Consider the following 19,236-nt stretch of genomic DNA (forward strand, 5'->3'; position numbering starts at 1 on the left):
TCACTAAAACTTGGATTAGAAAAACCAGTACACCAAGAATAAATCCTGACATCGAATTCGGCTTTCTTTGCCTTTATCTATTTTTAACAGGGTTTTATTACCTTTAGTGAATATCCTCTTTATATCTGGGTTAAATGAGTGATAAAGTATCACTCAAAATACCCAATATAGATTTATAGATGAAAGAGTTTCTGTCCCAAGCTGATGACCTGCATGAAAAGTACCTGAATAAGGAAAACCAGAAAATTGGAGAACACAAGATGCTGGTAAATCAGGTACTAGAGTCCTATGATCAGAAAACTGTTGCTGAAATACTTCGTAGAGTAGGCCAGTATGACTGGACCCGTGAAACGCTGAATAAATGGCTCAATGGAAAGAGTGCACCACGGGCACTGAGTGAAGGTGAAGTAGAAATGCTTCAGCAGAAAATGCTTCCAAAACCGCCAGCCCACCATCCGAATTATAAATTCCGTTTTATTGATCTGTTTGCCGGTATTGGCGGGATCAGGAAGGGATTTGAAGAAATCGGCGGGCAATGCGTTTTTACCAGCGAATGGAACAAGGAAGCAGTCCGGACCTACAAAGCCAACTGGTACTGTGATCCTGAACAGCATAAATTCAATGAAGATATTAGACAGGTTACGCTTACTGAAGATCCGGATACAGATATCAATGAAGCCTATCAGCATATTGATAACGAGATTCCGGATCATGAGGTGCTTCTGGCCGGTTTTCCATGTCAACCATTCTCTCTGGCAGGGGTTTCAAAGAAGAACTCCCTTGGCAAGGCACATGGTTTTGAATGTGAAGCACAGGGCACCCTGTTTTTTGATGTGGCACGGATTATTGCCGCAAAACAACCAGCTATCTTCGTACTCGAAAATGTAAAAAATCTGAAAAGCCATGACAAGGGAAATACCTTCCGTGTCATCATGAAGACGCTGGATGAGCTGGGATATGATGTTGCAGATGCTGAAACGAGTGGACCGAATGATCCAAAAATCATTGATGGCAAGAACTTCCTTCCCCAGCACCGTGAGCGTATTGTACTGGTAGGCTTCAAACGCAGTTTGGATATCAAGGGCGACTTTTCCCTGAAAAATATCAGTAAACTCTTCCCTGAAGTCCGTCCGACTATACAGGACGTGTTAGAAAAGGAAGTAGCAGACAAGTACATACTAACCGAAAATCTCTGGAAGTATCTTTACAACTACGCCAAGAAACATCAGGCCAAAGGTAACGGTTTTGGCTTTGGTCTGGTAGATCCGAAGAATCCTGGCAGCGTGGCCAGAACCCTTTCGGCCCGTTATCATAAAGACGGTTCGGAAATCCTGATCGACCGTGGCTGGGATATGCAGCGTGGAGAAGAAGATTTTGATGATCCTGATAACCAGATAAACCGTCCGCGTCGTCTGACACCACGGGAATGCGCAAGACTGATGGGCTTCCAAAAACTGGATGGAGAAGATTTCTTCCGTATTCCGGTCTCGGATACGCAGGCCTACAAGCAGTTCGGTAACTCGGTTGTTGTTCCCGTTTTCACTGCCGTTGCGAGGTTACTCGAACCTTATATTTTACGTGCAGCAGAAATTCAGAAGCGTGAAAAAGACAAGATTTTTGTGTAAAAGCTATAAAAATCACTTAAATAAAGGTACGATCCGGTCAGAAGAACAATGACCGGATTGTATATGACCACTCTCAGGCAGATATCACAGACAATGCAGGCTCTAGGCGCAACCCGCATCCTGCTCAAGCCGCTTTCCAATAATGACAATTCCAAACAGCAAATCTATTTTGGGGGGAATTTTGAAGTTCTTCATGATTTTCCACTGGGAGAGATCCGCGCAGATGGAGAATCCAGCAAAAAAGGCCCTATATTCAAAGCGCCTCTCAAACTATTATGGATCACACCGGAAGGTGAAACTGAAGAAGCAGCAGGTTCCCAGATTATCCTCTATCCCAAATATCCGGAAATAAGGCTTTCCGGATTCCTCCGTGGCTGCTCGCTTGCCCCATGCAAGATAATGAAACCACCAACAACAGAAGAACGTGCACTGTATGCCAGCCGTAAACGAGGCATGATACTGGGACTGACTGACGATAAGGTCTTTGCCTATACAGGATCATGGGATGAAGAAATTTCAGGGGAGATCCAAGAATACGCCGAAGAGAACCAAGACAGACATGTCCTGTCAGTTTTTTATGAATACTACTCCAGCCTTGCAGACAGTCAGGATCTTTTGATCGGAAAACTCAAGGATATCTACTTCAAGGGACCTATAAGATCCAGAAGACTGGACAAAGACGGTATTGTTATCTTTTATGAAGCACCAAATGGAGCCGGTTTTACCTTGGAATGCGAATTCGGCATCATTCCAAACGGGAAGGCCAGCCCGGATTTCCTCGACTGGGAACTTAAGACAAGATCAAAAAGCAGTACGACCCTGATGACACCTGAACCGGATATCGGGCTCTATCGTGACAGCTATACAAATTTCATGAATACCCATGCAAACCGTAGGCAACCGGATAAACTCTACTTTACGAGCAAACATCAACCCGGAATCCGAAATCCGGAGACACACCTGACTCTTTTCATTGAAGGCTATGATCTGGAGAAAAAGAAAATTACCCAGAGCGAGGGTGGCTATTTCCTGAAAAATGATAGTGGGGAAATTGCAGCCGGATGGACCTTCAGCAAGCTGCTCAACCACTGGAAAAACAAGCATACAAAAACCTGTTATGTTTCCTATACAAATCTCAAGATTGAAGGGCATACCTATTACAGGTTTGGGCCAAAGGTTTCCTTGGCCAAGGGAGCGAGTATCGAAAAATTTCTGAATGCACTGGTAACAGGGCTGGTCGTACATGATCCTGGCTGTAAATATGCACTGGATACCAATACCGGTAACTGGAAGCAGAAGAAGCGTAACCAGTTCAGGGTATCAGCAGCCAATTCAGCTTCACTCTATGACGAATACAAAGATCTCGACCTGTCCATGTTATAACGATGATATTCAACCTGCACATAGCCTCTGTATATTGGGTATCCTGTGCCGGTTCTGTTTATGTCAAAAGCGGGGATTCTCTCTAAGTTCAAGAAAATTTTCAGTTCCTGACAGCCAATCCGCAATCGTACTAGCCACCTTCTCTGGATCTTTCCTAGCTCCCCGGATACTGCACTCCCATACAATGCAGACTCGCCAGTTACTAGCGAGCAGGAGTTCTATAGCTCTGGAATCATTCGCCTGATTATGACAGATTTTCTCCTGCCAGAATTCAGTCCGTGTTGCCGGTAACCTGAAAAGATGACAATTTTGATGACCATGCCAGAAACAGCCATTTATAAAAATGACACTATGGTATTTAGGCAAGACAATATCAGGCTTCCCGGGAAGATTTTTAACATGGAGACGAAAACGAAATCCCCTGTTGTGTAGAAGACTACGAATCAGCAATTCAGGTTTGGTATTACGACTTTTTATTCCTGCCATCATGCGGCTACGGGTAATACTATCAACAATATCTACCATTGAATTACCTTATATATTAGACCTCTTGCGAAAGTATCGTTTTACCTAATTTTTGAATTGGATAAAACCTTATAAAATGTAGCTTTGGGCTGTTTAAATTTTGACTAACGCAAGAAGTCTAATGTTATACAAATAAAAAATATAATAGCTTATGCTAAAAAATCAGCTTATTAATTAGCATAAGAAGAAATTTAAAGAAAGAGTTTTATATTGATTAAGAAGCTAATGCTTGTCTCTGAATTACATTGGAAATTTCTTCGCTGAAACTAATCTCTACATCATTGCTTCCCTGATCATTTAAAGTTTTTTTCTTTATAGTAAACAGGTCGTTAAGTATTTTTATAGTGAGACTATTTTGAGATGACTTGGAAAGTCGATATACAGACTCATCCAACACTGTATTTAACTTTTTGATCTCCTTTTCATCATTATTCTGTTTTATAAAAACAAAATATGCACGGTATAGAATCGCAAGGACACTCTTATATTTCATAAATTCTTGCATATTCACTTTACCACCTTGTGAGGAAGGCATAATCATATCTTTGCAGGTGATCTTCTTATTTGATAAATCAAAATCAGCATGAGCAACTAAATCTCGAATTTCACGTTGAATATGTGCTTTGTTAAAGTAGGGTAAGCTGGTTTCAATCGCTTTTTTAAGATTTCTATGGGTTAAATCAGCCTTCTTATTAGCTAGGCTTGAGAAATCATGACCTTTTGAACTATCAGCATATACTAAGGCATTACTACGCGTCATCATTGTGATAGCTGACCAGAATTGATAATTTATTTCAGCTCTAAGTTCAGTGCTAAGATTGAGCGCTACATAGTTTTTATAAACATATACAATATCATCAAGATTTTTTAAAAGTTCAGAGGCAACAGCTACGTCGGATTTAAGAGGATTAGGATTAAATTCAATTCCAATCATGGAAGAGATTAAAAAGCCGAACAGGCGAGCCATATCCTGATTTTCAATAATGCATTCATAGCTATATTCTTGAGCAAAAGTATCCATTGCAGTTTGTGCCAATGCTTCATATAAATTTGAATCTTGTACTGGATTCAATTTACCTTTAGTAGCCACAGAAACATCAGGATGTATAAAACTGGTGAATAAACCCGATGCAATATTAAATTCAGCATCAGATTCAAGAAGCTCATTCATCATAAGAACACGGATAAAATATTTTGTATTTTTAATATTTTTATCAGTTGGTACCAAGTTAATAACAGCATAAGTAAATCTTGGATCGCCCGTTTCCATATAAGAGACTTTTTTAACTTTATAGGGATGACGATAGTTCTTAAGTGGTATTAGTTTAAAAATTGGCTCTAACATAATGATTTCTTGGCAACTCTGAATTTTAATAGTGTAATTTAGGTAGGGTAGGTATCAACTTAATGGATGATCTGCATAATCCATAAGAGGCGGTATTCGTATAAAGAACCTTTTACCTAATTTTATCAAATAAAACTACTATTTATCTAAAATATAATGTTAATGCAATTTTGAAAAATCTGATTATAAAAAGCCAATTATTTCAGTGAGATAATTGGCTTAAGTAAAGAGTCGTATTATTTGGTTATCCGCTGATCCTCCCAATAACATGGCACGATAATCAAATTGTTCTCATGTAATCGTGACCATAATCGGACACCTAAATCCCGCTGCATATTTTGGACTGTGAAATTGGAAATTAGCAGAGTCGACTTCATACTGTCATAACGGCTATATAAAACCTTATGTACCATCTCTAGGCGTTTTTCATGCCGGTCATGCAGGCCATATTCATCAATCACCAATAAATCAAAACTGGAGAAATGGTCGATAACTTCCTTCTCAGAACGTGAAGCATCTGACCAGGTATCCATCATTTTTTGAGCAATTTCTGCACTGGTATAGTAGCGTGCAGATTTTGTACTGTTGTGCAGAATGTTGCGAATGATTGACGCACTCAGATGAGTCTTTCCTGTACCCGGTGTACCAATGAGCAGTAGGTTTGGATAATGGTCAGAAATAATCTGCTGTGCAAAAGCCTGACATAGTTTGATGGCATTGTCTTGTGCAGGACATGCAACTACATAATTCTTGAAGCCACGATCCAGGTAGCGTTTATTGAGTCCTGAATTTTTAATTTTCTGTTGTAGCAATCGCTGTTGCAACTCATCTGCATAGGCTGCATGTGAGTGATGGACGGTTTCTTTGGCACACAATTTACATAGCTTGTGACCAGCGATTTCCATCAGGGGTATATGATGGGTAGGGCAAAGTGTTTCCGTTGTTTCTGTGCGAAACTGGAGCGTTTTAAGCATGGTATTCATGATCACTCTCCTAAATCCATTTGGAATTTTCTAAAAAATCCTCATTTTTTTCTTCAAAATTTGAAGATGAAGATGAAGATGAAGATGAAGATGAAGATGAAGATGAAGATGAAGGGCATGGTTCAAGCATGACTTGAGTAATACTCGGGTTCTTCTCAGGAGCTGCTTGAGCATTTACTTTTCGTTGCTTGGCTGATGCTTGAGCATTACTTGCGGATTTCCCCCAACGTACTTGAGCTGCATTTTTAGCTTTATCAGATTTCATTTGCTGATTTTGCAATGCCTGGCTTTTTAAACTGCTTAAGAAATTTGAATGAATCTGCTCAGACTCGACTTCAAACAATTCTAGGGCCATCAGAGTATTTAACAAAGTTTTAGCCTTGGTGTGCTGCGGTAATTTCGTGATGCTACATACAGTAGCTAGGTCGTGAGGAATGTCACCATTTTTCCAGAAATCCATCATTAACAGCAGTGCCGCACCAATTTGTTCTGCTGTCATTCGTGCAAATTTCGCCTGTAGGTCGCCAATATAGAGTGGCATCCAAATTGAAATATCTTTATGCATGTGTTCACCTTTTTATAGGTATAAAGGGGCTGAGGTCATCAATTAGATGACCTTTTATGTTTGTTTTATGAGTGAGCGAGACTCATTAAGCGGACACGGGCCTGTTGAGCTAAGTCATCGTAATGAGCTTGCCCTTCATCCAGCATTCGCTGTAGCCAGAGTCTCAACGCCTGGTGATCATCGAAGCATTTATTGATTTCCAGCAAAAAGGCCAGATTGTGCAGTTTGGGAATGTGTAACTCGTGAATAAGTTCACGCGCGACCATATCTGCTTCTGGGCTAACGACTACGCCGCCAAAGAAAGCTTTACTGTTCATGGGCAAGCTCCTCTGTATTGAGTCTCTCCAGCATGGCTTCAAAAGCACTACCATCGCGACGTGTAACATTCGGAATGTAGCGGCTATAGACTCGAAACAGCATTTCAGTGGTTGAATGTCCCAGCTGGCGTGCGATCCATTCCGGGTTCTCGCCTGCAGATAACCATAATGTTGCAGCGGTATGACGTGTTTGATAAGCACGACGGGGCTTTAACCCTAAAAAGCGTAATAGGGGGTGCCAGACACGCTTGTTTACCAAGCGATAATCGAGAGGTCCACCATCACGATTGCAGAAAACAAAACTGGATTTACCATTATTTAAGCTTTTCTGTTGCAGAAAGGCCTGATAAACCCGATCACTCATTTGGATCGTGCGGTCAGAACCATACGTTTTGGTTCCACCAAGAACACCATTCACCAATGCTTCACGAATGTGGATTTCCCGACGTTGTAAGTCCACATTTTTCCATTGCAAGCCATCGATCTCACTGGTGCGCATACCTGTGAAAAATCGAACAGTATAATAAGGCTTAAAATCATCACGAACTGTGGCAAGGATTGCGTGTACTTCCTTTAATGAAAAAGGTGTTACTTCAATCTTTCCTTGCTTTAAGTTCTTGATATTTTTATAAGGGCTATCAAATTCATATCGTTCGGCAGCACTATCGAGTATCATACGAAGCACTATCATAATCTGGTTGATTCTTGATGGTGAAAGGCATTCTTGGTTTTTTCCGTGAGTCACTTTGGCGAGGGATGAACGGAATCCAAGAATGTCTGACTTTTTAATATTAATAACAGGAATTGCGCCAAAAAAAGGGATCAAGTACTTTTTGATTACAATTTGAATTTTCTCCTTATAGCTTGTACGCCACTCTATTTCTTTATCAGTGAACCAGATTTCACAGAACTTTGAAAATAGAGGTGTTTTAGAGCTGATTTCATTTACTCTGTTTTCTGCATTTTTGATTTCTTTCAAACGAGAACTTTTTGGAAAGTACTTAGCATAGTCAAAAATACCCAATAAGATTTCCGCTTCCATTCGCTCAATCACTTTTTCAAGCTTTTTGCGATTTGGAGCATTGTCTTCAAGAGCTGTTGTTTCACGACAACGGATGTTTAAGTATCGAAAATCGACACATAACTTACCGTATCTAGTACGGATGGCAGCCATAATAATATCCTCCTTATTGAAGTTGTAGGCTGTGTAGCGAGCCTAAAGTGGTTTTAGTCATATCTTCTTCAATACGCTCCCATACATATAAAATTTTGCGTCCACCAAAAGGGCGGATGTAATGAATGCCTTCGATTAGAACACTGTCCTTCAACTGATTACGGATGGTACGCTCGTTGTAATGGATTCGTTCCGCCAGTTCTTTTGTAGTAATATAAGTAAGATTCATGTTTGTATCCTTTTATAAAGTATCACAATGGTGTTATTTAAGATCACAATGCAATAATAAATGCGTTTAATACATCATGCAAGTACTTTATTACACAATGGTGGTAATTAATGATAGTTTGTAACTTCCCTGTTCTTTTGGCGGAACGAAGAATGAAAGTGGCAGATGTAGCTCGGGCAACCGGAATGAGTAAGACGACTTTACATAAGCTTTATAATGGTCAATCAACTCGTATTGATTTTGAAACATTAGAAAAATTGTGCGTATTGTTAAATGTAGACGTTGGTGATTTATTAAAGTTCAAGCCAGATGAATAATTATTACTAATAAAAAGCGTCATATAATTTAATGATTTTCTAGTTAGTATATTGTTTTTATTGAGTATTTTTGGTGACCAAATTTGGTCACCATTTTTTATAAGAGATTAAAAAGCTTTAATGAAAGCCATAAGGGAGTGCTTCAGGTTTTTTTAAAAATTACTCAGTTCATATTGAGTAGAATTCATGCAAAAACTTAAACATGTTGATCTATAGTTGACATTGATAGGGCACGTTTTGGTCACTTTTGGTCACGTAAGCCCACTCTTAACTGATCTAACTTAACTTTTTACTCACTTTGAAGCTGATAGCTTTATAGAATGAAAGAAAAAATGTTATTTAAAATCAACAACGAAAAAGCCCCAATCTTTCGATTAGGGCTTTTTGAATTTGGAGCGGGAAACGAGACTCGAACTCGCGACCCCAACCTTGAGGACGTCAAACAAGGTCAGCCGTTAGTTAAAGTCAGCAGTGCTAACTACTCACAGCAAGTAGTACAAGCGCAATCAGGGCTGGAACAAGCGACCACCAATTTAGCCAACCAGCAACAAATCATCGAGCAGCGCAAAGCCGATGTCAAAGCCGCGCAGGCAAAAGTAGCACAAGTTAAAACCCAGCTAGCATTGTCTATCCAACAGCTTAAACGACTTGAATCCTTGGTCGGTGTTGGCGCCGTGTCACAAAATGAAGTCGATACTGCCAAAGCGGCAGTTAAAAACAATGAAGCACTGATGAGCCAAGCAATCGCCAGTGTCAATGTCGCCCGCGAAGGTCAAAAGACCGCGGAAGTGGCAAAAATTGGTTTGGTGGCACAGATTAAAAGCGCCAATGCACAGCTAAATCAAGCCAATACCAACCAAGAGTATGGCTTAATCACCGCCCCGACCTCAGGTAAATTAGGGCAAATCAATATCCGTACCGGTCAGTTGGTGACACAAGGCACGCAGTTGGTTTATCTCATTCCAAAATCGATGTGGGTCATTGCCAATTTTAAAGAAACCCAAATTGATAAAATGAAAATCGGGCAAAAAGCGTGGTTTACTGTCGATGCCCTAGGCAAACAAAAATTTACGGGGGTAGGCAAAAGCATCTCCCCCGCAACAGGGTCAGAATTTAGTGTCATTAAAACCGACAATGCCACCGGGAATTTTACCAAAGTGGTACAGCGCATTTCTGTACGCATTGACATCGATGGCAATCAAAGTCGTCTGAATGAATTGATACCCGGCATGTCGGTAGTGGCAACAGTAGATACGTCAAGTTAGCAAATTACCCCTTTTTTATTCTCCTTGGCCAAACTCAGTTTAGTGAATTAAGCTTAAAAAATCTTTCGCTAAATAAGCTGGGTTAGGATATTGATAGAACCCTTCACCCGTGGCTTCACCCAATTTGTTGGTATCGACCAGTTCTGCTTTGAGCTTTTCAGCGGGCTGCTGCAAAGAAGGGTCCGTTTTTGCCAGTTCATTTAAGATATTGTAGTTGGTTGTCATGCCATTTTTATCCAAAATCGCCATCGGTCCAAAGGGTGAACCCGTGGCTATCATCCACGTTTTATCAATGGTTGCGGCGTTGGCAACGCCGTTTGCCCACAGTTTTAACCCCGCTACCAATAACGGAATCAATAAGCTATCAAGCACATAGCCCGATTGTTCTTTTTTCACCGCTATCGGTAGCATAGCAATGGCTTTGGCAAATTCGATGACGTCAGCATAGACTTGTGGGTCGCAACTTGGGGCCGCCATCAACTCCACCGTATTACGGATATGGATATGATTGGCAAAATGCAGCATCAAGAATTTTTCTGGACGGTTAGTAAAGGTTGATAACACGCTTGGCAATAACGTCGATGAGTTACTGGCAAACACGGTTTTGGCAGGGGCGGCGGCTGAGGCTTTGCTATAAAAATCTTTTTTGATGTCTAAGCTTTCTGGCACCGCTTCAATCAATAGGTCTGCATCTTTTAACGCCTCATTCAAGTCCGTGGTGTAAGCCAAATTGTTGCTGGCTGCTGCCACTTGGGCATCGGTTTCACCTAGGTCATGCTGATGCTGATTGGCAAGGTCGGTAAAGCGGGTTTTCGCCTTAGCAATCGCGTCATCGTTAATGTCATAAATCGTCACGTTAAACCCATGAAACGCACATTGCACCGCAATTTGGTTGCCCAATACGCCACTGCCTGCCACGGTAATATTTTTATAGGGTACTTTGGATAAATCCGCTTTGGGTGGTTTTAAAAAATCAGGATTTTTAAAGGCGGGATTGGGGTATTGATAAAATCCTTCGCCCGTTGGTACGCCCAGTTTATTTTTCTCAATGTAATCTTTTTTGAGCATATCGACGACCGCTTGGTCTTGTTGTTTGCCCTTAGCCACAGCAAGCTTGTAAATATTGTAAGGGGTAGTCAGCCCCAGCATATCATAAAAAGCAAATGGTCCCATCGGCGAGCCTGTGCCAAGCATCCAAGTTTTGTCGATGGTTTGAATGTCAGCAATGCCTTGGATATACAGCTGCATCCCTGCATTTAACCAAGGATTGAGTAGTGAATTTAGTACATAGCCCGAGGTTTCTTTGTTGACGATAATAGGCACCATGCCGATTTGTTTGGCAAACGCGGTCACCGCATCAAATACATTAGGGTCAGTATCGGCATGCGACATAATTTCGGCAAGATTGCGCTTCCAAATCTCATTGGCAAAATGCATCATCAAAAACTTAGCAGGACGGTCGGTAAATTTGACCAAATCACTGGGCAACATGGTAGATGAGTTACTGACAAATACGGTTTTTTCGGGTGCGGCTGCTGAGGCTTTTTGATAAAAATCTTTTTTGATGGCGACATCTTCGGGCACCGCTTCAATCAACAAGTCGGCGTCTTTTAAGGCGGCGATTAAATCTGATGTATAGCTCAAGTTTTGTTCAGCCTGTTTGGCTTGTTCGCTTGTTTCACTTAAATCATCCTGATGACGTTTGGCGATATTGGCAAATTTGGTTTTGGCTTTATTGAGCACCTCGTCATTGATATCATACACAACGACTTTAAAACCATGAAACGCCGCTTGTACGGCGATTTGATAGCCCAAAACACCACTGCCTGCGACTGTGATATGGGTAAAATTAACAAGAGGATTCGACTCTGACATACAATACTCCTAGATTGATTGGCAAATACGCAACTTTATTTTTGGTATTATCGTATTTGCTAATCACTATGTTTAATAGCTTAAGTTTAATGAAATAAGTTTAATGGCGTAAAAAGGTAAAAAACCGTTAGCCCAGTCACAGGCTAACGGTTTTTGAATGATTAAAGGCGATGTAGTTTTTTACCCAATGGGTGAAATTTTACCCCAAACAATGCCCCCATAACCGCCCCGCTACTGGTTTTTTGCCAAATTTAAAGGTTATAAAAATCTTTATCAAATGCCTGTTTTAGATTGATTGACTCGGCACGTTTTTTATGATTTAAACGATGGCGAGTGGTCGAGGCGGTCTGATAGGCACGCAGTCGCGCATGTTGCAAATTACCAATCGGACGGTTGGCTTCAATACAGCGAAACGGGGTAAATGACAAGTGTTCCATAATGTCAAAATTACCGTCATCCGGCACATCTTGGCAAGGGATGGTGAGTTTTGCCACTGTCACAAACGGGGCGTCTTTTTCATCCCATTCTTTGGTCAAGTCATTAATGGGTTGGTCTTTTAAGTTACGGCACAGCTGGATTTGCACATCAAACTCATAATCGTGCTCACGGATTTCTTGTAAAATCAGAGGACGAATCGCCTCGTTAGTAGCGTTGACATCTAGGTCACGGCGCTTGATTTTGGCTTGTGACGCTTTGGTCGGAGCAACACGGATTTTTGCCATATAGTCGCCATGACGCACCGCTCCTTGTGAATAAAAACTGTATAACAAGGTATTTTGCGGTTTGATGGTTTTAAACTTACTAAAAGCCCTAAAAGTCTTGAGGGATTCTTTGGATGGCAGTTTTTTGCCATATTGGGTAAGCCAGTCAAAGGCAAATTTGGCTTGACCTTTCGCCCCTTTGGCAAAATAATCATTTAATTGTAAAAATAGCCGTGAAATATAACTATAGTCTTGGATAGTATTACAAAAGAAAATAGGGAAATTAATCAGATTGTAGTCAAAGTTTGGGCTATCTGGCTCATCTGGCAGTAATTTGTCGCCTTTGACACCAAAGACTTTAATCGCCAACCCTTGAGAAAGCCCCAACTTGTTGTCGGCAGCCACACGAGATGAGCCGTTAGAAAAACGAATCACTGCTTCATGACGAGCGGGTTTGGCATAGATACCTTGGGCGTATTCTTTGGGCAGTTTTGGTAAAATCTCAAAGTTGGCTTTTAAGGCACAGTAGCCTTTGGCATGTGCATCTCGGGTGTGATAATTGATTTTGCTAACGGTGTCTGATTTGCCGATATAGTCACGAATATCTGCGGTGATTTGGTCGATGGCTTTTTCATCGTCGCTAGTAAGCTGGTCGATGGCTGGATCAAACTTGGCATAACGACCACCGAATAATTTATTTAACATGATGATTGTCCTTTGTTATTTTCATTATTTTATAAGGTTAGGTGCACTAAAAACGCCTAACCTTTTTTTATTTAGTTTTACTCTAATATGAATTTTCGTTAAGCTCACTAATCCATTTGAGTGCCGACAAGCTTGGTACAAAAAGATATTCACCGCCTTGTAGGGTATTAAATTGCAAAATATTGGTATGACGCTTACGAATTGGCTCATCGGGTACGGTGAATACATCGCTATCAGCGTCACTACCTGCGTGTACGCCTAGCATTGGGTCACGTTCTTCCCCAAGGTTCATAAAGTTACCGTCATTAATCCATTGGCTTTGCAAAAACTCAAGCGTGTCCATGGCATGCGCGCTGATACCGATAAAAAATAAACCCCGTTCTTGACCATCGTCTTGGGTCACGTTGGGCGGCACGATATCGCCATACGAAACGCTACGGCGGATGATACGGTGAAGACGCACATCGCTTAGAATAAAATCTTTGGTATTGCGGGGGTTCATACGGCGAGCATGGGCACCAAATGGGCAGCCTTTGCCATACGGATCGTCCGTGTAGTCAAATTTATTGTTTGCTACATTGTCTTTACCGAGGGCTTCATCATCATGGTCTGGGCTTAGGGTGATGGGGGCACCCGAACGCCAGCGACCAAACATTTTTGCCCCCAATTTATCGGCTTTAGCTGGGTCATTGTCGCTTTGTTCAAGGCAATAGCGGTGAAAGTCAGCCACATTACTGTGGTATTTTCGCAGTACCATAAACGAGCCGTTTTTTCCCAATACTTCAGGCTGTGGCATGGGGGGTACCACGCCCGCCTCACCTTTATAACCTAACACAAATTCACCTGCCGCAATCGGGCGTTCGGTGTTATTTTCAAGGGTGATACCACTGCCATCCACTTCTGGGTTACTGATGCCATCGCGATAACCAAACACGTTTTTGACGTCACCATCTACGCCAAAATCATGTTCCACCAAGATTTCGATGGCGTTACGGCTGGTATCTAGATAAGGGGCAAACGCCTGTTTAAGTTCGGCAAGTTTGGCTTGCCATTTTTCTTGGCTACCGGCAATCACCGCGCCGCAAATATGAATATCGCCTTTATCACCAAATGGCGCAAGCCAGTTGCTCGGGTCATTGTCACCTTTGTCACCCAAGATATCGGAGCGGCCTGCCATCCCTGTTTTGAAATTTTCTGGGAAAGAATCAAGCGAGCTTTGCGGTAAGCCTAAAGCTTTTAGCCCCTCATACGTCATCACAATGGTCAAATTGGCATCCATGTCTTTTTGGAAATTTTTTGAGCCTGTGACGTTTGGTAATACCGCTTTTAGTAATTCACGACCTGCGTTGCTGTCATTGACTTTTAGCGCGGCAAGCGTGCCATAGTAAGGTGCAGGGCGGTCATGCAAGATGATGGCTTGAATATCCTCAAGCTCCATCGTGGCGATATTGGGATAGATAGCGTTCGTTGCCCGTGTCATGACGCTGTGCAGCTGCGTGCCGATTTTTTGTTTGGCTTCGTGTACCCGTTCTTTGACACTGCCTTTTTCAGCGGGTGTATCGCTGTGTTCAAATTTGTCTTTAATGGCATCTATGCCATGCTCGATACCATCTTGTAGATGGGTTTTTAATTTGCCAAGTAGGCTTTCATTCGCTGGGTTGTCGTTATTCATGGTCGTTCCTAGCAGAGAATTTTAAAAATTTGATGCTGAAAGCTTGTTCACCATACACCACGCTAAATATCGCTTGCTTATGGTAAAATCACTGAACAAATCGCTTTTGTATCGAAATTTTAACCTAAAGCTTGCCCGTTCAGAGTACGGTTAGAATAGTACGCTGATAAACGTGATATGGTGAATACAGGTTCTAAGCGGGCTTATTGGGCTTGTTCAATGGCTTTATTAATGCCACGCACGATTTTGTCATTACGCGCAATATCACGAACCGTCAGATGCGGTACACCTACATACCAACCGGTAGCGGTAATCTGATGGTCAAGGATAAATTGCTTGACAGTCGGGCTTTTAATCCCAGGCCAACCCTCTACATTGCCAAAAATCAAATCCATGAGTTCTGGAATTTTGGTAGCAAAGTCGTTGATGTAAGCATCCCAATCGCCATCATAGGCGGTACAAAACAGTAGCTTAGTATCATTGTCTAAAAACACCAACCGCAAATCATGCAAGGTGCCTACATTGGTCGCCCCTGCAAGATTGCCTTTGGTAATTTCCAAAATTCGCTTGATACGAGCTGCCCCATCTTTGGTCAAGGGGGCGATGGCGGTGAGTTCAGACACTTTGCCTGATTTTAAGCCCTTTTCACCGGCACTGGTGACAGAATGGTCATAGCCATCATTAGCGCCCTCTTTTAGATTTGCCATGAACATTTGGGCTTTTAATGCCACATCGTCTAATAAAGAAAGTTTTTCATTGTTTTCAGTTGTCATATTTATTGCCCTTATAGTTAGTTGATCATTAATTGAAGTGCATGATTTAAATTTATTTATCCCATTGTTTTATGATTTAAAATTTAAATCTTTTTTATTATATAAGCCGCAAAAAGCAAAAAGCGTTAAAATAACTTTCATCACCCATAAAATTACAAAACTAGGGTGTGTTGACACTTTTAGCTTAAAAAAATAGCGAAGTAGTAAAATCAAATCGCCAAACACAATTTTACTATTCGCTATGCCTCGTACCATGCTGACAGATCAACACTGGCAAAAGTTGAAAGTTATTCTGCGTAATTTATCCATTCACCACAACTCAAATTTACGCAATTTTATTGAAGCTATTCTCTATAGAATTAGAACAGGCTGTCCGTGGCGAGATATTCCTTCCTGTTTTGGTCATTCAAACTCTATTTTCAAACGTTTTAATCGTTGGTCAAGCAGCGGTAAGTTACTTAGATTATTCAAATTACTAGCCTCATGCCCCGATATGGAGTGGATTTTTATTGATGGCTCTCATGTACGTGCTCATCAACATTCTGCCGGCATAGCGAATCAATCTATTTCTAAAAGTGTAGGAGGAAACTCCTCAAAAATACATTTGATTGTTGATGCACATGGCAATCCTATTGATTTCATGATTACCGATGGAACCACACATGATGTTAAAGTTGCACCTGATTTAATATCAACATTAGATTTAAAAGAGACAAAAGTGGTATGTGCAGATAAAGGCTATGATTCAGAACCACTGCGTGAACAGATCAGGAAAACAGGAACTAAAGCGAATATACCAAAGAAAACGAATAGCCAATCGAACAATGACCATATGGACTGGTATTTATATAAAATCAGGCATTTAGTTGAAAATATGTTTTGTAGATTAAAGCAATTTAGAGGAATAGCTACTCGATATGACAAGCTCAAAAGAAATTATCAAAGTTCTGTTGCTTTAGCCTGTATATTTTTATGGCTACCTTTATAGGGTTAATTATGAACAGTAAATGTCAACAGACCCTAAACTATTGATTAAAAAATGACATACTAGAGACCGTAAAACTAACAGTGTTGGCTTAAAAAATTTTCATTACTATCAATAGGTTATTCACATCCCGAATATAACCTAGCTATAGAGAAGTCATTTTTCCTGTGTTGCATTTGCTAAAAAAGTTGGGATATTGACACCTTGATGATTAACTTTAGCAAAGTAGCTTGCTGGTCTAATCTCACCGTATAACTGGCTACCACTTTTTAAAACAAAGTCTATCAGTTAAAAGGTTTATCAGTTAAAAGATGTTTATCATGGCTAGGGTGGATTCCACACACCCTGTCGGATGATAGGTGTCTAATGATAGGTATAGACGAAGCGAAAAACGTGCTTTAATTAGCACGTTTTATCACAAGCATTGAAGACGCCTTTAATATGTCTTTAAGATGAATTTAAGAGGCGATGGCGTGTTTAGGTGCAGCAGTGGTAGGTGTTTTTGGGGTTGCAGTGTCACGGGTTTGTTGCGGTGGTGCATAGTTATTAGCGACAATCTCACCAAACGGTCCTGTCAAATTTGGCTTGACCAAGGTGTTTTGGGTGTCTATCGGTAATAATGGGAAAACCAATTCAGCAAACCGATACGCCTCTTCTAAGTGTGGATAGCCTGAAAAAATAAAGTTATCAATGCCCAAATCGGCATACTCTTGAATACGCGCGGCAACAGTTTGTGGGTCGCCCACCAGTGCGGTGCCTGCGCCACCACGTACCAGTCCAATCCCTGCCCATAAGTTGGGCGAAATTTCTAAGTTATCACGGCGACCGCCATGCAAGGCTGCCATACGTTGTTGTCCCACCGAGTCCATTTGGGCAAATTTGGCTTGGGCAGCGGCAATGGTGTCGTCATTCACATGACTCAATAATTCATCAGCGGCTTGCCAAGCGGCTTCATTGGTTTCACGCACAATCACGTGCAGACGAATACCATAGCTTAATGTACGACCTTTGGCAGCGGCTTTGGTTTTAAGCTGCTCAATCTTCTCTTTGACGGCGGCAGGCGGCTCACCCCACGTCAAATAACTGTCAACTTGTTCGGCAGCCAGTGTTTGCGCCGCCTCAGATGAACCGCCAAACCACAAGGGCGGATATGGCTGTTGTAGAGGGGGGTACAGCAATTTAGCATCTTCTACTTGCAAGCGTTCACCGTTAAAAGTAAAGGATTCGCCTGTGTGCGAGCGAGTCAAAATCTCTCGCCAAATCGTGGTGTATTCACTGGCTGTCTGATAACGCGTCGCGTGGTCTTCAAAGATGCCATCGCCTTTAAGCTCTTGTTCATCGCCGCCTGTGACCAGATTAAGCAGCAATCGACCATTTGATAATCGATCAAAGGTGCCTGTCATGCGAGCAGCAAGCGCGGGTGTCGTCACCCAAGGGCGGAATGCCACCAAAAACTTTAAGCGAGTGGTCGCATCAATGAGACTAGCGGCGACCAACCAAGGGTCTTCACATGAGCGACCTGTCGGAATCAACACGCCCTCATAGCCAAGGTTATCGGCTGCCACTGCAATTTGCTTCATATAGGTATGGTCAACGGTTCTTGCCCCTTTACTCGTGCCTAAATAACGACTGTCGCCATGTGTCGGTATAAACCAAAAAATTTTCATCGTAACCCCTGCTTGTAAGCTCAAAAATTGATTAAGATAACTCGCCTTCGGTCGTCTTTGCGTAAGTCCTATTAATAAGTACGCTATTCGGTAGTAATTATTTTGATACCGGTAATTCATTAATGAACTTTATGATTTTCAACATAAAATGATAGGATTTCCTCTCTTTTTCTAGAATTTTTCTGTCTATATTTTAGAGAATAAAGTTGAGATTTTTAGAAATTAATTATAAAAAATGCCAATTATATCAATAATATAATTGGCGGTAGTAAAGACTTCTTTTATCCGGTGATGCGTCTATCATCCCAATAACACGGTACTACAATCAAATTGTTTTCATGTAATCGTGACCATAATCGGACACCTAAATCTCGCTGCATATTTTGGACTGTGAAATTGGAAATCAGCAGAGTAGATTTCATGTTGTCATAACGGCTATATAAGACCTTATGCACCATCTCCAGGCGTTTTTCATGCCGGTCATGCAGGCCATATTCATCAATCACCAATAAATCAAAACTGGAGAAATGGTCGATGACTTCTTTCTCAGAGCGTGAAGCATCTGACCAGGTATCCATCATTTTTTGAGCAATTTCTGCGCTGGTATAGTAGCGTGCAGATTTTGTACTGTTATGCAGAATGTTGCGAATGATTGACGCACTCAGATGAGTCTTTCCTGTACCCGGTGTACCAATGAGCAGTAGGTTTGGATAATGGTCAGAAATAATCTGCTGTGCAAAAGCCTGACATAGTTTGATGGCATTGTCTTGTGCAGGACATGCAACTACATAATTCTTGAAGCCACGATCCAGGTAGCGTTTATTGAGCCCTGAGTTTTTGATTTTCTGTTGTAGCAATCGCTGTTGCAACTCATCTGCATAGGCTGCATGTGAGTGATGGACGGTTTCTTTGGCACACAATTTACATAGCTTGTGACCAGCGATTTCCATCAGGGGTATATGATGGGTAGGGCAAAGTGTTTCCGTTGTTTCTGTGCGAAACTGGAGCGTTTTAAGCATGGTATTCATGATCACTCTCCTAAATCCATTTGGAATTTTCTAAAAAATCCTCATTTTTTTCTTCAAAATTTGAAGATGAAGATGAAGATGAAGATGAAGATGAAGATGAAG

The 19,236-nt window shown here is 41.4% G+C and carries 18 protein-coding genes; 5 read left to right on the forward strand and 13 right to left on the reverse strand.

Features of this window, described 5'->3' with window-relative positions; all coding sequences use genetic code 11:
• Positions 1–179 precede the first annotated feature (179 nt).
• Both F890_RS00205 and F890_RS00210 read left to right on the forward strand, forming a co-directional pair.
• Positions 180–1,625: a DNA cytosine methyltransferase gene (locus tag F890_RS00205; protein WP_005265399.1), complete on the forward strand. Its 1,446-nt coding sequence runs from the start codon at positions 180–182 to the stop codon at positions 1,623–1,625.
• A 63-nt stretch (positions 1,626–1,688) separates the two neighbouring features.
• Complete coding sequence (locus F890_RS00210; protein WP_005265400.1) at positions 1,689–3,008, forward strand: MvaI/BcnI family restriction endonuclease; 1,320 nt, start codon at positions 1,689–1,691, stop codon at positions 3,006–3,008.
• Between the two features lie 63 nt (positions 3,009–3,071).
• On the opposite strand, the gene F890_RS00215 is transcribed toward F890_RS00210, so the two are convergent.
• The 7 genes from F890_RS00215 to F890_RS00245 form a co-directional block, all read right to left on the reverse strand.
• Complete coding sequence (locus F890_RS00215; protein ID WP_005265401.1) at positions 3,072–3,533, reverse strand: very short patch repair endonuclease; 462 nt, start codon at positions 3,531–3,533, stop codon at positions 3,072–3,074.
• A gap of 214 nt (positions 3,534–3,747) precedes the next feature.
• Positions 3,748–4,878, reverse strand: coding sequence for a hypothetical protein (locus tag F890_RS00220; RefSeq protein ID WP_005265402.1), 1,131 nt, complete (start codon positions 4,876–4,878; stop codon positions 3,748–3,750).
• 236 nt (positions 4,879–5,114) lie between these two features.
• Positions 5,115–5,861, reverse strand: coding sequence for an ATP-binding protein (locus F890_RS00225; protein ID WP_005265403.1), 747 nt, complete (start codon positions 5,859–5,861; stop codon positions 5,115–5,117).
• A gap of 10 nt (positions 5,862–5,871) precedes the next feature.
• The gene (locus tag F890_RS00230) at positions 5,872–6,426 is read right to left on the reverse strand and encodes a DUF1376 domain-containing protein (RefSeq protein WP_005265406.1); all 555 of its coding nucleotides are present in this window, start codon (positions 6,424–6,426) and stop codon (positions 5,872–5,874) included.
• Between the two features lie 65 nt (positions 6,427–6,491).
• Entirely contained in the window at positions 6,492–6,743 is a 252-nt protein-coding gene (locus F890_RS00235) for a hypothetical protein (protein WP_005265407.1), read from the reverse strand.
• Positions 6,733–7,917, reverse strand: coding sequence for a site-specific integrase (locus tag F890_RS00240; RefSeq protein ID WP_005265408.1), 1,185 nt, complete (start codon positions 7,915–7,917; stop codon positions 6,733–6,735). The genes F890_RS00235 and F890_RS00240 overlap by 11 nt, the downstream gene beginning before the upstream one ends.
• Positions 7,918–7,930: 13 nt before the next feature.
• Entirely contained in the window at positions 7,931–8,146 is a 216-nt protein-coding gene (locus F890_RS00245; RefSeq protein WP_001054887.1) for a hypothetical protein, read from the reverse strand.
• A gap of 110 nt (positions 8,147–8,256) precedes the next feature.
• Here F890_RS00245 and F890_RS00250 point away from each other — a divergent pair, with 110 nt between their 5' ends.
• Positions 8,257–8,463: a helix-turn-helix domain-containing protein gene (locus tag F890_RS00250; RefSeq protein ID WP_017397717.1), complete on the forward strand. Its 207-nt coding sequence runs from the start codon at positions 8,257–8,259 to the stop codon at positions 8,461–8,463.
• 332 nt (positions 8,464–8,795) lie between these two features.
• Positions 8,796–9,728, forward strand: a complete 933-nt coding sequence (locus tag F890_RS00255) for an HlyD family secretion protein (RefSeq protein ID WP_228127353.1) — start codon at positions 8,796–8,798, stop codon at positions 9,726–9,728.
• A 39-nt stretch (positions 9,729–9,767) separates the two neighbouring features.
• Here F890_RS00255 and F890_RS00260 read toward each other — a convergent pair whose 3' ends face one another.
• From F890_RS00260 to F890_RS00275, 4 genes are all read right to left on the reverse strand, one after another.
• Positions 9,768–11,603 carry a 3-hydroxyacyl-CoA dehydrogenase gene (locus F890_RS00260; RefSeq protein ID WP_005265410.1) on the reverse strand — a complete coding sequence of 612 codons (1,836 nt, stop codon included), beginning with the start codon at positions 11,601–11,603 and terminating at the stop codon, positions 9,768–9,770.
• A 251-nt stretch (positions 11,604–11,854) separates the two neighbouring features.
• Entirely contained in the window at positions 11,855–13,009 is a 1,155-nt protein-coding gene (locus tag F890_RS00265; RefSeq protein WP_005265411.1) for a catalase family protein, read from the reverse strand.
• Positions 13,010–13,091: 82 nt separating this feature from the next.
• Positions 13,092–14,681 (reverse strand): Dyp-type peroxidase, encoded by a 1,590-nt coding sequence (locus F890_RS00270; protein ID WP_005094626.1) that lies wholly within the window; start codon positions 14,679–14,681, stop codon positions 13,092–13,094.
• 203 nt (positions 14,682–14,884) lie between these two features.
• A complete protein-coding gene (locus F890_RS00275; protein ID WP_004732677.1) occupies positions 14,885–15,454 on the reverse strand; it encodes a hypothetical protein in 570 nt (189 codons plus the stop codon).
• 241 nt (positions 15,455–15,695) lie between these two features.
• Here F890_RS00275 and F890_RS00280 point away from each other — a divergent pair, with 241 nt between their 5' ends.
• Positions 15,696–16,442: an IS5-like element ISAba31 family transposase gene (locus F890_RS00280; RefSeq protein ID WP_005262957.1), complete on the forward strand. Its 747-nt coding sequence runs from the start codon at positions 15,696–15,698 to the stop codon at positions 16,440–16,442.
• A 455-nt stretch (positions 16,443–16,897) separates the two neighbouring features.
• On the opposite strand, the gene ssuD is transcribed toward F890_RS00280, so the two are convergent.
• Both ssuD and F890_RS00290 read right to left on the reverse strand, forming a co-directional pair.
• The gene (gene ssuD, locus F890_RS00285; protein ID WP_004732675.1) at positions 16,898–18,106 is read right to left on the reverse strand and encodes an FMNH2-dependent alkanesulfonate monooxygenase; all 1,209 of its coding nucleotides are present in this window, start codon (positions 18,104–18,106) and stop codon (positions 16,898–16,900) included.
• Between the two features lie 281 nt (positions 18,107–18,387).
• Positions 18,388–19,134 carry an ATP-binding protein gene (locus F890_RS00290; RefSeq protein ID WP_002058176.1) on the reverse strand — a complete coding sequence of 249 codons (747 nt, stop codon included), beginning with the start codon at positions 19,132–19,134 and terminating at the stop codon, positions 18,388–18,390.
• Positions 19,135–19,236: the final 102 nt, after the last annotated feature.

The organism is Acinetobacter sp. CIP 64.7, assembly GCF_000369745.1.
GTDB lineage: Bacteria > Pseudomonadota > Gammaproteobacteria > Pseudomonadales > Moraxellaceae > Acinetobacter > Acinetobacter fasciculus.